The sequence below is a fragment of the Pseudomonas sp. PA-5-4B genome, from assembly GCF_021606215.1.
Lineage (GTDB): Bacteria > Pseudomonadota > Gammaproteobacteria > Pseudomonadales > Pseudomonadaceae > Aquipseudomonas > Aquipseudomonas edaphica.
This window is the reverse complement of sequence record NZ_WKDB01000002.1, coordinates 12,327-25,774: the sequence shown is the minus strand read 5'-3', so window position 1 is coordinate 25,774 and position 13,448 is coordinate 12,327. Positions and strand designations below refer to the sequence as shown.

The window sequence follows — 13,448 nt, the reverse complement described above, 5'->3', positions numbered from 1 at the left end:
ATTCTTGCCGTCTGGCATCATAAACCCGAATTGTGCAATGAGCATGTCCTTGAATACTTAGACCTGTGTCAGCCCTTCGCTCCTGAGGTAATGCAGCAGATAGTTATAAAGCTGATCCACCTCCGGGGCTTGGCCGCGCGCGCGCAAGCAACCGTGGACCAGACCTTTGCCGGGATACAGCACGGCGGGCACACCGGCCTGTTGCAGCCGTTCGGCATAGAGCATGCCGTCATCGCGCAACGGGTCGAACTGGGCCACGGCGATCAACGCCTTGGGCAAGCCGCCGAAATGCTCGGCCAACAAAGGCATGGCATAGGCCGATGGCGTGACCGCAGCATGCAGGTACATTGCCAGGTAGCAGTCGGTGTCGGCAGTACTGAGCAGCGGTGCGTCCATGCAGTCACGCCGCGAGGGCAAATCGGCAGGCCCGCCCAGGCCGGGGTAAATCAGCACCTGGGCCATGGGCAGCGGCTGGCCGTCGTCGCGCAGCCCCAGGCACAGCGCCGCCGCCAGATTGCCGCCCGCGCTGTCGCCCATCACCACCAGGCGTTGCAGGTTGATGGCGTGCGGCCCCTGCGCGGCCTGGATTGCCTGCCATACGGCGCGACAGTCTTGGTAGGCTGCCGGGAACGGGTACTCCGGCGCCAGACGGTAGTCGATGGCGATCACCAGGACCTGCAACGCGCTCGCCAGTTCGAAGCAGATGAAGTCGTGGGAGTCCAACCCGCCGACCACCCAGCCGCCACCGTGCATATAAAGGAGACAGGGCCAGCCCTCCGTCGGCGCTGGCGCCGTGGGTAGGTAACTGCGCACGCCTACACCGCCCAGGGAAAAGTCCGACAGTTGCAGCCCTTCAGGCTTCGGTGGCGTGAAGGCCTGGCACATACGGTCGTAGTTATGGCGCAAGCCCGCCAGCGAAGAGTCGTCACTGGTGAAGGATTCGGTTTTGGCGATGAAGGCGGCAAGCTGCGCTGAAATCGGATACATGCTCAATATCCCTGAGAATGGAGATCTAAACGTGGGAGCTGGCTTGCCTGCGATAGCAGTGTGTCAGTCACCTCTTCATTCACTGATACACCGCTATCGCAGGCCAGTCGAATCGTCGCACCGCAGCTCCCACATTTTGCCCGGCGGTGTTTTCAGGGTTTGAGGCTGGCCTGCACTGCCGCCACGCCATCGCTGCCATCAAACGCCTTGACCCCGGCCAACCAGCGCTGCAAATCCTCTGGGTGGTCACGCAACCATTGCCTGGCCACCTCCTGCGGCGACTGGCGTTCCATGATCGGCACCATCAACTGGCTTTCCTGGGCAGCGGTGAAGGTCAGGTTCTGCAACAAACGGTTGGCGTTGGGGCAGCGTTCGCCAAAATCCGGCGCGGTGACGGTGGAAACCGTGGCGCGACCTTCGTCCGGGCCGAACACATCTTCACTGCCGGTGAGGTAGGCCATTTTCATATTGATGTTCATCGGGTGCGGGGTCCAGCCGACGAACACCACGAACTCCTTGCGGTTCACCGCTCGCTGCACCGCTGCGAGCATGCCCGCTTCACCGGAAGCTACCAGTTTGAAGCCGCCCAGGCCGAAATGGTTGGTGTCGATCATCTTTTGGATATCGGTATTGGCGCCACTGCCCGGCTCGATGCCGTAGATCTTGCCGCCCAACTTGTCCTTGAAGCGGGCGATGTCGGCAAACGTCTTCAGCCCGGCATCCGCCACGTATTGCGGCACGGCCAGGGTGGCTTGGGCGTCGGCGAGGCTGGGCGTGTCGAACACCTTGACCTGCTTGGCGGCCAGGAACGGTGCGATGTTGTTATCCATCGCCGGTTTCCAGTAGCCGAGGAAGATATCCAGGCGTTTGTCGCGAATGCCGGCAAAGATGATCTGCTGCACCGCGCTGGTCTGCTTGCTGTCGTAGCCCAGGCCATTGAGCAGCACGTCGGCCATGCCTGAGGTAGCGATGACGTCGGTCCAGCTGACCACGCCCATGCGGATGGTTTTACAGGATGCAGGTTCTGCGGCCATGGCGTTGGCGCTGATCAAAGCCGCGCCGGTGAGGATCAACAACAGTCTTTTCATGGATGAGGTCTCACTGGGCAGCTTTTATTGTGGGAAGTGGCGTCTGGTGCGCCGTACCCACAACCTTACCCAGCGGAACCTGTGCTGACACGAACTGTGGCGACCGGCAGTTGCACTGGGGCGACCCGGAAGGCCCCATCGCAGGCAAGCCAGCTCCCACATTTTGAGCTGTGAATACATCCAAATGTGGGAGCTGGCTTGCCTGCGATAGCGATATCAGCCGTAGCGCTTCTGCCCCCAGGCCAACAACCCTTCCAGCAACTGCTTCAACACAACCTGGGTCGGCGCAGCCAAATCAGGGCGATACCGGAACGGCTCAACCTCTTCCATATACGTGCTCTGGCACAGCTCCAACTGCACCGCATGAATATCCTGCGCCGGGTCGCCATAGTGGCGAGTGATATGCCCGCCCTTGAAGCGCCCGTTCAGCACATGGGTGAACTGCGGATGCTGAGCGCAGATGCCTTCCAGCTGGCTGGCCAGCTCGGGGTCACACGCCGCGCCGTTGAAGGTGCCGAGGTTAAAGTCCGGCAGCTTGCCCTCGAACAGGTGCGGGATCACCGAACGGATCGAGTGCGCATCAAACAGCAAGGCATAACCGAACTCGGCCTTGAGCCGGGCAAGTTCTTCTTGCAGGGTGCGGTGGTACGGCCCCCAGATTTTTTGCAGGTAGGTTACGCGTTCTTCTTCGGACGGCACCTGCCCTTCACGGAACAACGGCACGCCATCGAACAGGGTCGCCGGGTACAGCCCGGTGGTGGCGCCGGCGTAGAGCGGTTTGTCGTCGGACGGCCGGTTCAGGTCAATCACAAACCGCGAGTACTCGGCCGACAAGGTGCTGGCGCCCAATGCCTCGGCAAAGTCATACAGCGTGGGGATGTGCCAGTCGGTGTCCGGCAGGCTTTGCGCCTCGGGGATCAGCCCGGCTTCGACCGCAGGCGTCAGGCGCAACCCCGCGTGGGGCATGCTGATCAGCAGCGGCACACGGCCTTGTTTAAAACTCAGAACCTTATCCACAACAACACTCCTCAGACGGTGACGTCGACGCCATGGCGCACGACGCGTTTATCCAGCTCGCCGCCCAGCCAGTAAGCCAGGTCGGCGGGGCGATCAATCTGCCAGGCGACGAAATCCGCGACTTTGCCCACTTCCAGCGAACCGTGGGTGTCACCCATGCCCAGCGCGGTGGCCGCATGTTGCGTGGCGCCGGCCAAGGCTTCTTCCGGGGTCATGCGGAACAGGGTGCAGGCCATGTTCAGCATCAGGCGTACCGACAGCGCCGGCGAGGTGCCGGGGTTGAGGTCACTGGCGATGGCGATTTTCACACCGTGCTTGCGCAGCGCATCCATCGGCGGCAACTGGGTTTCACGCAGGAAGTAGAACGCGCCCGGCAGCAACACCGCGACAGTGCCGGACGCGGCCATGGCGATGGCGTCTTCTTCGGTCATGAACTCCAGGTGGTCCGCCGACAGTGCGTGGTAACGCGCCGCCAGGCTGGAGCCGTGCAATGAGGAAAGCTGCTCGGCGTGCAGTTTCACCGGCAAGCCCAACTGCTGGGCGACCTTGAATACACGCTCCACTTGCTCGGTGGAAAACGCCAGGTACTCACAGAAGGCGTCTACCGCATCCACCAGCCCTTCGGCCGCGAGCGCCGGGAGCATCTCGGTGCAGATGTGGTCGATGTAGTCGTCAGCGCGATCCTTGTACTCCGGCGGCAGCGCGTGAGCCGCCAGGCACGTGGCGCGCACGCTCACCGGCAGCATCTGGCCAAGGCGCCGCGCAACCCGCAGCATCTTGCGCTCGTTGGCCAGGTCAAGGCCGTAGCCGGACTTGATCTCCACCGTGGTCACGCCGTCACGCAGCAAACTGCGCAAGCGCTTTTCAGCGCTGGCAAACAATTCATCTTCCGTGGCGGCACGGGTGGCGCGCACGGTGCTGGCAATACCGCCACCCTTGGCAGCGATTTCGGCGTAGCTCACGCCTTCAAGGCGCTGCTCGAATTCGCCGCTGCGATTGCCGCCGAACACCGTGTGGGTGTGGCAGTCGATCAGCCCGGGGGTGACCCACGCACCTTGCAGGTCATGCACCTGGGCGTAATCCGCCACTGGCGCCTGGCTGCGGGGGCCGATCCACTCGATCAGCGAACCCGCGGTGACCATGGCGGCATCCTCGATGATCGAGTATTTGCCCTGGGCCATAGTTGCGACGTGGCAGTGTTGCCAAAGCGTTTTCATCAACGCCTCCCTAAGTTATCGATGAGACAAAGCCGGGTCGTAATGGACCTTGGCCCCCTGCCCGGCAGCGGGCTTGACCCACAGCAGGTAGGCGAGGACCAGCAACACGATCCAGACGGCGCCGACCAGCAAAGCGGCCTGGGTGTCCGGGAAGTAACCCAGCACGCCAAACACGAACAGCATGAACACAATGGCCGCCGCTGGCGCATACGGCCAGAACGGCACCGGGAATTTCAGTTCGGCCACCTGTTCCCTGGTCATCGAGCGGCGCATGGCAACCTGGGTAAACAGGATCATCAGCCACACCCACACGGTGGCGAAAGTGGCAATCGAGGCAATCAACAGGAACACGTTTTCCGGGATCAGGTAGTTGAGCACCACGCCGCCGAGCAACGACGCGCCCATTACCAGTACAGTCATCCACGGCACGCCTTGCTTGGACAGCTGCGCAAAACCCTTGGGCGCCTGCCCTTGCTGGGCCAGGCCATACATCATGCGGCCGGCGCCAAAAATGTCGCTGTTGATGGCCGAGACGGCGGCCGAGATCACCACGATATTGAGGATGGTCGCTGCCGAGCCGATGCCAAGGTTGCTGAAGATCTGCACGAACGGACTGCCCTGGCTGCCAATCTGTGGCCACGGGTAGATGGCCATCAGCACAAACAGGGTCAGCACGTAGAACAGCAGGATGCGCAGCGGCACCGCATTGATCGCCTTGGGGATCACGCGCTGCGGGTCTTTGGCTTCACCGGCCGTGATGCCGATGATTTCGATGCCGCCAAACGCAAACATCACCACCGCGAACGAGGCGATCAGGCCGCCAATGCCGTTAGGCATGAAGCCGCCGTGGGCCCACAGGTTGCTCAAGCCGCTGGCCTGGGTTTCGCCAGCAGAATGAATGCCAAACAGCATGATGCCAAAGCCGCCGAGGATCATCGCCACGATGGCGCCGACCTTGAGCAGCGACAGCCAGAACTCCATTTCGCCAAACACTTTGACGTTGCACAGGTTCAGGCCGCCGATCAAAAACACGATGCCGAGCACCCAGACCCAACGTGCGACCTCGGGAAACCAGAAGCCCATGTAGATGCCAAAGGCGGTGACGTCGGCGAGGCAGACGATGATCATTTCAAATGCGTAGGTCCAGCCGAGCACAAACCCGGCCATAGGCCCCAGGTAGGTGCTGGCGTACTGGCCGAAGGAGCCTGACACCGGGTTGTGCACGGCCATTTCACCGAGAGCACGCATCACCATGAACACGGCGGCGCCGCCGATCAGGTAGGCCAGCAGCACGGCAGGGCCGGCCATTTGGATGGCAGAGGCGGAACCATAGAACAACCCGGTGCCGATCGCGGAACCGAGTGCCATGAAGCGAATATGTCGGGCGCTCAACCCGCGTTTCAAACCCTTTTCTTGCTGGTGCATTTCTCGTCCCTATTATTTTTATGAGGAGAAGATCGTTCCCACGCTCCGCGTGGGAACACATCCTGTGACGCTCCGCGTCACGACTCTTAAAGCGGACGCGGAGCGTCCAGGGCAACATTCCCACGCAGAGCGTGGGAACGATCGTATGTCAGTCACACATGTTTCAACTGACAGATAGCTATCGCAGGCAAGCCAGCTCCCACACTGGGTTGCGTTGCGGTTACAAGCTCGGCAGGAGCTTGGCCGGCACCAGCTCATTCAGGCAGCGGCTGGCGAGCAGTTTGCTGGCGGCATTGATGTCCGGGGCAAAGAAGCGGTCCTTCTCATAAAACGCCACTTTGTCGCGCAGGATCCCGCGGGCTTTTTCCAGCTTGGTCGAAGTCTTCAAGCCATCGCGCAGGTCCAGGCCCTGGCATGCCGCCAGCCACTCAACTGCGAGCACACCACGGGTATTTTCAGCCATTTCCCACAAACGCTTGCCCGCAGCCGGGGCCATGGACACGTGGTCTTCCTGGTTGGCCGACGTCGGCAGGCTGTCCACGCTATGGGGATGCGCCAGCGCCTTGTTCTCACTGGCGAGCGCCGCAGCGGTGACCTGGGCGATCATGAAACCGGAGTTCACCCCGCCATTGCCGACCAAAAACGGCGGCAGTTGCGACATGTGCTTGTCCATCATCAACGAGATACGACGCTCGCTCAGCGAGCCGATTTCGGCGATGGCCAGCGCCATGTTGTCGGCAGCCATGGCCACCGGCTCGGCGTGGAAGTTACCGCCGGAAATCACGTCGCCCTCGGCAGCAAATACCAGCGGGTTATCCGACACGGCGTTGGCCTCTACCACCAGCACGTCGGCAGCCTGGCGGAACTGGGTCAGGCAGGCGCCCATGACTTGCGGCTGGCAACGCAGGGAATACGGGTCTTGCACCTTGTCGCAGTTCTGGTGCGACTGGGACACCTGGCTGCTCTCGCCGAGCAGGTCGCGATAAGCCGCGGCCGCGTCGATCTGACCACGCTGGCCACGGGCGGCATGGATACGTGCATCAAACGGCGAGCGCGAGCCCAATACCGCTTCCACGGTGAGGGCACCGCACGCCAGCGCACCGGCGAACAGGTCTTCGCCTTCGAACAGGCCGCGCAAGGCATAAGCGGTGGATACCTGGGTGCCGTTCAGCAGCGCCAGGCCTTCTTTGGCCGCCAGCGTCAGCGGCGTCAGGCCGGCAACTTTCAGCGCTTCGGTGGCTTCCAACCATTCGCCCTTGTAGCGCGCCTTGCCTTCGCCCAGCAGCACCAGCGACATATGCGCCAATGGCGCCAAGTCGCCGGAAGCACCGACCGAACCTTTGAGCGGAATGTGCGGGTACACTTCGGCGTTGATCAGTGCGATCAGCGCGTCGATCACCTGGCGACGAATGCCGGAGAACCCACGGCTCAGGCTGTTGACCTTGAGCACCATGACCAGCCGCACCAGCGCGTCGCTGATCGGCTCACCGACGCCGGCGGCGTGGGACAGCACCAGGGAACGCTGGAGGTTTTCCAGGTCTTCACTGGCAATGCGGGTCGAGGCCAGCAGGCCAAAACCGGTGTTGATGCCGTAGGCGGTGCGGTTCTCGGCGAGAATCTGTTCCACGCAGGCCACACTGGCTTCGATCTGCGCCGTGGCGCTGTCATCCAGAGTGAGGGTTACCGGCTGCTGGTAGATGGCTCGCAGTTGGGCAAGGCTCAGTTGGCCTGGAATCAAATTTAGCGCAGTCACATTCATGCTCCTTTGAATTGTTCTTTTGAATAAGTGTTTAGTGCAAATGGGGAATTGCTGAGCGCAGCAAAGCGGTGTCTTTGAGCAGCGCGGCGGTGGCGGCAATATCTGGCGCCAACCAACGGTCTTGTTCGTAAGGTGCGACCTTTTCGCGTAGCAGACGCCAGGCGCTGTCAGTACCCGCGCCGAAACGCTGGCCCTTCAAAAACTCGAACGCCTGGGCTGCCAGCAGGTACTCGATGGCGAGAATCTGCGTGACGTTGGCCAACAGCTGATGCAGCTTGAGCGCGGCATTGGTGCCCATGCTCAGGTGGTCTTCCTGCAGGCCCGAGGTAACGAAATTGTCGAGCACCGCCGGTTGCGCCAGCTGACGGTTTTGCCCGCACAGCGAGGCGGCGACGTACTGCACGATCATCATCCCGGAGTTGACCCCAGGGTTGCTGACCAGGAACGCCGGCAAACCACTGACGTGCGGGTTGATCAGGCGGTCCAGGCGACGCTCGGCCACCGAGCCGATTTCGGCCATGGCGATGGCGAGCATGTCGGCCGCCAGCGCCACAGACTGCCCATGCGGGTTGGCCTGGGACACCACGCGGTAGTTGTCCGGCGTGCCGAGCACCAGCGGGTTGTCGGTGGCGCTGTTGAGTTCGGTCTCGATCTGGCGCGTGGCGTGTTCCACCTGATCACGCGCCGCACCGTGAATCTGCGGGATCGAGCGGATGCTCAGCGCGTCCTGGGTGCGGATGCCTTTGCTGCTGGCGATCACTTCACTGCCGTCAAGCAAGGCACGCAGGTTGATGCCGACTTGCTGCATGCCTGGGTGTGGCTTGAGGGCGATGATGGCTTCGTCGAAGGCGTCGATCTGACCACGCTGGGCTTCGAAACTCATGGCGCCGATCACGTCGGCCCATTGCAGCAGGTGATGCGCGTCGGCCAGGGCCAGGCAGCTCAGGCCGGTCATGCACGGCGTGCCATTGACCAGGCACAGGCCGTCTTTGGCGCCGAGCACCACAGGCTGTAAACCTTCGGCTTTTAAGGCGGCTTGCGCCGTCACGATCTGGCCGCGATAGCTCACCTCGCCAACCCCGAGCAAGGCCACGCCAATGTGGGCCATGTGGGTCAGGTAGCCCACCGAGCCCTGGGACGGCACTTGCGGCGTGATGCCATGGTTGAGCAGCGCCAGCAACGAATGCACCACCTGCGGGTGCAGGCCGGATTTGCCGTGGCTGTAGTTGATGATGGCTGCGCAGATGATCGCGCGGGTCTGTTCGTCGCTCAGCAGCGGCCCGACGCCACAGGCGTGGCTCAGCAGTGTGTTGCGCGACAACTGGCTGAGTTGTTCACCCTTGAGCGACACATTGCACAGCGCGCCCAGGCCGGTATTCACACCATAGGCGCGTTCGCCGCTGGTGACGATGCGTTGCACGATGGCCTGGGCATTGTCGATACGCGCCCAGGCGTGGCCCGAGAGTTCGAGCACGGCGCCGTGGCGGGCGACGGCGACCACGTCCTGCCAACGCAGTGGAGCGTCGGCGATGATGATTTTTGTTGCCTGGGACATCTTGAGCCTCTTGAATTGATCGTTCCCACGCTCTGCGTGGGAACGCCGCCTGGGACGCTCCGCGTCCCGCTATCAGGTGTGACGCGGAGCGTCACGGGATGTATTCCCACGCAGAGCGTGGGAACGATCAGCTACACCACCGCCGCCCGGCGCTGAACAAACCGGTCCACATACTCATCCGCCGGCGAATGCAGAATCTCGCGCGGCGTGCCGACCTGGATCAGCTTGCCGTCCTTGAGAATCGCAATGCGGTTGCCAATGCGCACCGCCTCGTCGAGGTCGTGGGTGATGAACACGATGGTCTTGTGCAGGGTCTTTTGCAGCTCCAGCAACTGGTCCTGCATCTCGGCGCGGATCAGCGGGTCGAGGGCGCTGAAGGCTTCGTCCATCAGGATGATGTCGGTATCGGCTGCCAAGGCGCGGGCCAGGCCTACACGTTGGCGCATGCCACCGGAAAGCTGGTGCGGGTATTTGTTTTCGTAGCCTTTGAGGCCCACGGTTTCGATCCAGTGCAACGCACGTTCGGCGCACACCTGCTTGGTTTCGCCGCGCACCTTGAGGCCGTAGGCGACGTTGTCGAGCACGCTCTTGTGGGGCAGCAGGCCGAAGCTCTGGAACACCATGCTGATCTTGTGGCGACGGAATTGGCGCAGGGCTTCCATGTCCAGTTGCAGGATGTCTTCGCCGTCCACCAGGATCGCGCCGCTGGTTGGATCGATCAGGCGGTTGAAGTGACGCACCAACGTGGACTTGCCCGAACCCGAAAGGCCCATGATCACAAAGATCTCGCCCGTGCCGATGCTCAGTGACAGGTCGTTCACGCCGACCACGCAACCGGTCTCGGCCAGCACCTGATCCTTGGTCTTGCCCTGGCCAACCAGCGCCAGGGCTTCCTTGGAGCGGTTGCCAAAAATCTTGAAGACGTTTTTAACTTCAATTTTGCTGACAGTAGTCATTTGCTCGCCTCATGCCGTGGACGACCGTAGGCCTGGGTAATGCGGTCGATGACCACTGCAAGAATCACAATCGCCAGCCCGGCCTCGAGGCCACGGCCGACGTTGAGGGTCTGGATGCCGACGAGCACGTCTTCACCCAGGCCACGGGCGCCGATCATCGAGGCGATCACCACCATCGACAACGCCATCATGGTGGTCTGGTTGATACCGGCCATGATGCTCGGCAGCGCCAGCGGCAGTTGCACGCCAAACAGTTGCTGCCAGCGGTTGGCACCGAAGGCATTGATGGCTTCCATGACTTCGCCGTCGACCTGGCGAATGCCCAAGTCGGTGAGGCGAATCAACGGTGGCGCGGCGTAGATCACCGTGGCGAAAATCGCCGGCACCTTGCCCAGGCCAAACAGCATCAGCACCGGGATCAGGTACACGAAGCTGGGCATGGTTTGCATGATGTCGAGCAGCGGCATCAATACCGACCGCAGGCGATTGCTGCGTGCAGACAAAATGCCCAACGGAATGCCGATCAGCACCGAGATCACCGTGGCGACCATCATCAGTGCCAGGGTTTGCATGAGCTTGTCCCACAGGCCAACCGCACCCACCAGGAACAGCAGACCGACGATCACCGCCGTGGTCACCACCTTGCGGGTGGCATGCCAGGCGATGCCGCCGACAATGGCGAGCATCAGCCACCAGGGCGCTGCACGCAGCAAGCCTTCCAGGTTGACGATGGCCCATAACAGCGTGTCGGAGATGTGCCGGAACACATCGCCGTAGTTGGTGACCAGTGAGTCCACCCAACCGTTGACCCAGTCGGCGATGGAAAACGTAAAACTCTCAGGAAACATAGCGTGCTCTCGATCCAGTGGGTTGTGGCCGGGTGCCCGGCTGGCCCTTGAGGGTAGCCGGACACGCTTGACCTACAAGGCCGCGTCGATTTTCTTGGCTGCGTCGTCGCTCACCCATGCGTGCCAGACTTCAGGATGTTCCTTGAGGAAAATTTTCGCCAGTTTTGGCGACTCAATCCGCTCTTTGGCCATGCGACCGAGGTTCTGGTTAAGCAGGTCGATGGGCAGGTTGACCTTCTCCAGCACCGCCACGAGTTCCGGCGCTTGCTCGTGGAAGGTTTTGGACAGGCCGACCTTGATGCTCACGCTTTTATCCACACCGGGCTTTTCCTGCAGCTTGACCAGATCGACCTGGCCCATCAGCGGGGTTGGCGACCAGTAGTAGAACAGGATCGGCTCGCCACGCTTGTAGCTCGACAGCACGGCGGCATCCAGCGCCGGGCCGGTGCCAGGGCGGAAGTTGGTGTAGGTGCTTTCCAGGCCATAGCTTTTCAGCATTTCGCTGTTATCCAGCTCACAGGTCCAGCCGGCCGGGCAGTTGTAGAAGCGGCCCTTGGAGGGCTCTTCCTGGTCCTTGAATACCGAGGCGTATTTGGCCAGGTCGGCGATATTTTTCAGGTCTGGTGCCTTGGGTTCCAGCTTGCGCTTGGCGTCGCCTTCGATCACATAACGCGGCACATACCAGCCTTCCACGGCGCCGACCACCGGCGCACCAACACCGACAACTTTGCCGGCCTTCTCGGCCTTGTTCCAGACCTCGCTGCGGCCTACCCACTCTTCGGCGAAAACCTGGATGTCGTTGCTGCTCAGGGCGTTTTCCATGGTGATGGAGTTACCCGGCAAGCTATCGGTTTTGCAGCCGTAGCCTTTCTCCAGCACGGTTTGCAGGATGTCGGTGAGCAACATGCCGCTTTCCCAGTTCAGCCCGGCGAATTTCACCGGTTTGCCGGACTCGCACCAACCCGCCGCCTGGGCGCCGGCAGAGGCCAGCAAGCCTGCAGATAACACGGTGGCCAGCAAGGTTTTATTCATCTTCATTGTTGTGACGCTCCCAATCTTGAAATGGATTACGGCAGTCAGTAGGCATCCTGCCCTGTCCACGTCCCATCAGGCCTGTGCAGCCAGCCCGTTTGTCGTTGGTGCAGCGCCCTGCTCTATTGGCAGGATCAGTTGATCGGGCACCGTGCCGTGCCATTTTTTCGCACAGACGTAGTACAAGGCCGCTGGCAGTACCAGGCCGATGATCCAGGAGATATCCACATCACCCAGCGCGGCAACCAAAGGGCCGGTGTAGAACTTGGTGGAGATGAACGGCAACTGCACCAGCACACCGAACACATAGACGCTGATACCGAGCAGGTTCCAGCGACCGTAGCGGCCATTCGGGTCGGCCAAAGCCGGGACGTCATAGCGCTCGCGGGTGATGCAGTAGTAATCCACCAGGTTGATCGCACTCCACGGCGTAAAGAACGCCAGCAGAAACAGGATGAAAGACTTGAACGCACCGAGGAACGAGTGCTGGCCGAGCAACGCGATCAGGGTTGCAGTGCCGACAATCACCAGCACGAACACCAGACGCTGCAGGCGGGTGACCTCAAGGCGACCACGGAAGCCGCTGACGATGGTCGCAATGCACATGAAGCTGCCGTAGGAGTTCAGGGTAGAGATGGTGACCTTGCCGAACGCGATGCTGAAGTACAGCAGCGCAGCGGTGGCGCCTGTACCACTCAACCCAACGATGTAGGCGACTTCGTGACCGGCAAATTGCCCGTTGGACATGGCCGCGGCAAACACGCCAAGGACCATCGCCACCTGAGCGCCAATGACCGAACCTGCACCGGCGGCGAGAAAGGTTTTCAGCGAAGATGTCTTGCTTGGCAGGTAACGTGAATAGTCCGCCACGTAAGGGCCGAAGGCGATCTGCCAGGATGCCGCGAGCGACACCGCCAGCAGGAAACTGCTCCAGCTGAAGTGGCGGATCTGCAAAAGCGCGCCAACGTCGGTCTGGCTCATCAAACGACTGAACAGATAGACAAAGGCAATCACGCCAATGACGCTGGCGACACGCCCAATAAAGTGGATCACCCGGTAGCCCAGCACGGTGACCAGTACGATGACGCTGGCAAAAATCAGGATACCGACGCTGTCGCTGACCCCGAACAACTGGCCCAGTGCCTGCCCCGACAGCACGGTCCCGGTCGCGGTGAAACCGAGGTACATCAAACAGACCAGCACAATCGGGATGGCTGCACCGTAAACGCCGAACTGCACCCGGCTGGAGATCATCTGTGGCAGGCCAAGCTTTGGCCCTTGCGCCGCATGCAACGCCATGACGCCGCCGCCGATGAGTTGGCCGATCAACAGACCGATCAACGACCAGAACACATCACCGCCGAGCACCACGGCCAAGGCCCCGGTGACAATCGCGGTGATTTGCAGGTTGGCACCCATCCACAGGGTGAACTGGCTCAATAGACGACCGTGTCTTTCCGCTTCCGGGATGTAGTCGATCGAACGCCTTTCGATCAACGGTGTGGTGTCATTTGCAGCCATGTTGGTCAACCTCTGATGGATTGTTCTGGGTGTGCAGATTTCG

11 protein-coding genes are annotated in these 13,448 nt (G+C 61.5%); all 11 read right to left on the bottom strand.

The annotated features are described in order from the left end of the window. Positions 1 to 57: 57 nt before the first annotated feature. On the bottom strand, positions 58 to 987 hold the full coding sequence (locus GIW28_RS02065) for an alpha/beta hydrolase (RefSeq protein ID WP_176991721.1): 930 nt from the start codon (positions 985 to 987) through the stop codon (positions 58 to 60). Between the two features lie 152 nt (positions 988 to 1,139). Next, the gene (locus GIW28_RS02060; protein ID WP_236445688.1) at positions 1,140 to 2,075 is read right to left on the bottom strand and encodes a choline ABC transporter substrate-binding protein; all 936 of its coding nucleotides are present in this window, start codon (positions 2,073 to 2,075) and stop codon (positions 1,140 to 1,142) included. 216 nt (positions 2,076 to 2,291) lie between these two features. Then, positions 2,292 to 3,092, bottom strand: a complete 801-nt coding sequence (gene hutG, locus GIW28_RS02055; protein ID WP_236445686.1) for an N-formylglutamate deformylase — start codon at positions 3,090 to 3,092, stop codon at positions 2,292 to 2,294. A gap of 11 nt (positions 3,093 to 3,103) precedes the next feature. Continuing rightward, entirely contained in the window at positions 3,104 to 4,309 is a 1,206-nt protein-coding gene (hutI, locus tag GIW28_RS02050; protein ID WP_170039043.1) for an imidazolonepropionase, read from the bottom strand. A 15-nt stretch (positions 4,310 to 4,324) separates the two neighbouring features. Continuing rightward, positions 4,325 to 5,734 (bottom strand): amino acid permease, encoded by a 1,410-nt coding sequence (locus tag GIW28_RS02045; RefSeq protein WP_017138609.1) that lies wholly within the window; start codon positions 5,732 to 5,734, stop codon positions 4,325 to 4,327. Between the two features lie 220 nt (positions 5,735 to 5,954). Further along, entirely contained in the window at positions 5,955 to 7,493 is a 1,539-nt protein-coding gene (hutH, locus tag GIW28_RS02040; RefSeq protein WP_236445684.1) for a histidine ammonia-lyase, read from the bottom strand. 31 nt (positions 7,494 to 7,524) lie between these two features. Then, positions 7,525 to 9,048: an HAL/PAL/TAL family ammonia-lyase gene (locus GIW28_RS02035; protein ID WP_236445682.1), complete on the bottom strand. Its 1,524-nt coding sequence runs from the start codon at positions 9,046 to 9,048 to the stop codon at positions 7,525 to 7,527. Positions 9,049 to 9,179: 131 nt separating this feature from the next. Continuing rightward, positions 9,180 to 10,004, bottom strand: coding sequence for a quaternary amine ABC transporter ATP-binding protein (locus tag GIW28_RS02030; RefSeq protein WP_046034013.1), 825 nt, complete (start codon positions 10,002 to 10,004; stop codon positions 9,180 to 9,182). Then, positions 10,001 to 10,852 (bottom strand): ABC transporter permease, encoded by an 852-nt coding sequence (locus GIW28_RS02025; RefSeq protein ID WP_017138613.1) that lies wholly within the window; start codon positions 10,850 to 10,852, stop codon positions 10,001 to 10,003. Before GIW28_RS02025 ends, GIW28_RS02030 begins: the two co-directional genes overlap by 4 nt. 72 nt (positions 10,853 to 10,924) lie before the next feature. Beyond that, positions 10,925 to 11,890 carry an ABC transporter substrate-binding protein gene (locus tag GIW28_RS02020; RefSeq protein ID WP_017138614.1) on the bottom strand — a complete coding sequence of 322 codons (966 nt, stop codon included), beginning with the start codon at positions 11,888 to 11,890 and terminating at the stop codon, positions 10,925 to 10,927. Positions 11,891 to 11,959: 69 nt separating this feature from the next. Further along, positions 11,960 to 13,405: a purine-cytosine permease family protein gene (locus tag GIW28_RS02015; protein ID WP_099549490.1), complete on the bottom strand. Its 1,446-nt coding sequence runs from the start codon at positions 13,403 to 13,405 to the stop codon at positions 11,960 to 11,962. Positions 13,406 to 13,448 lie beyond the last annotated feature (43 nt).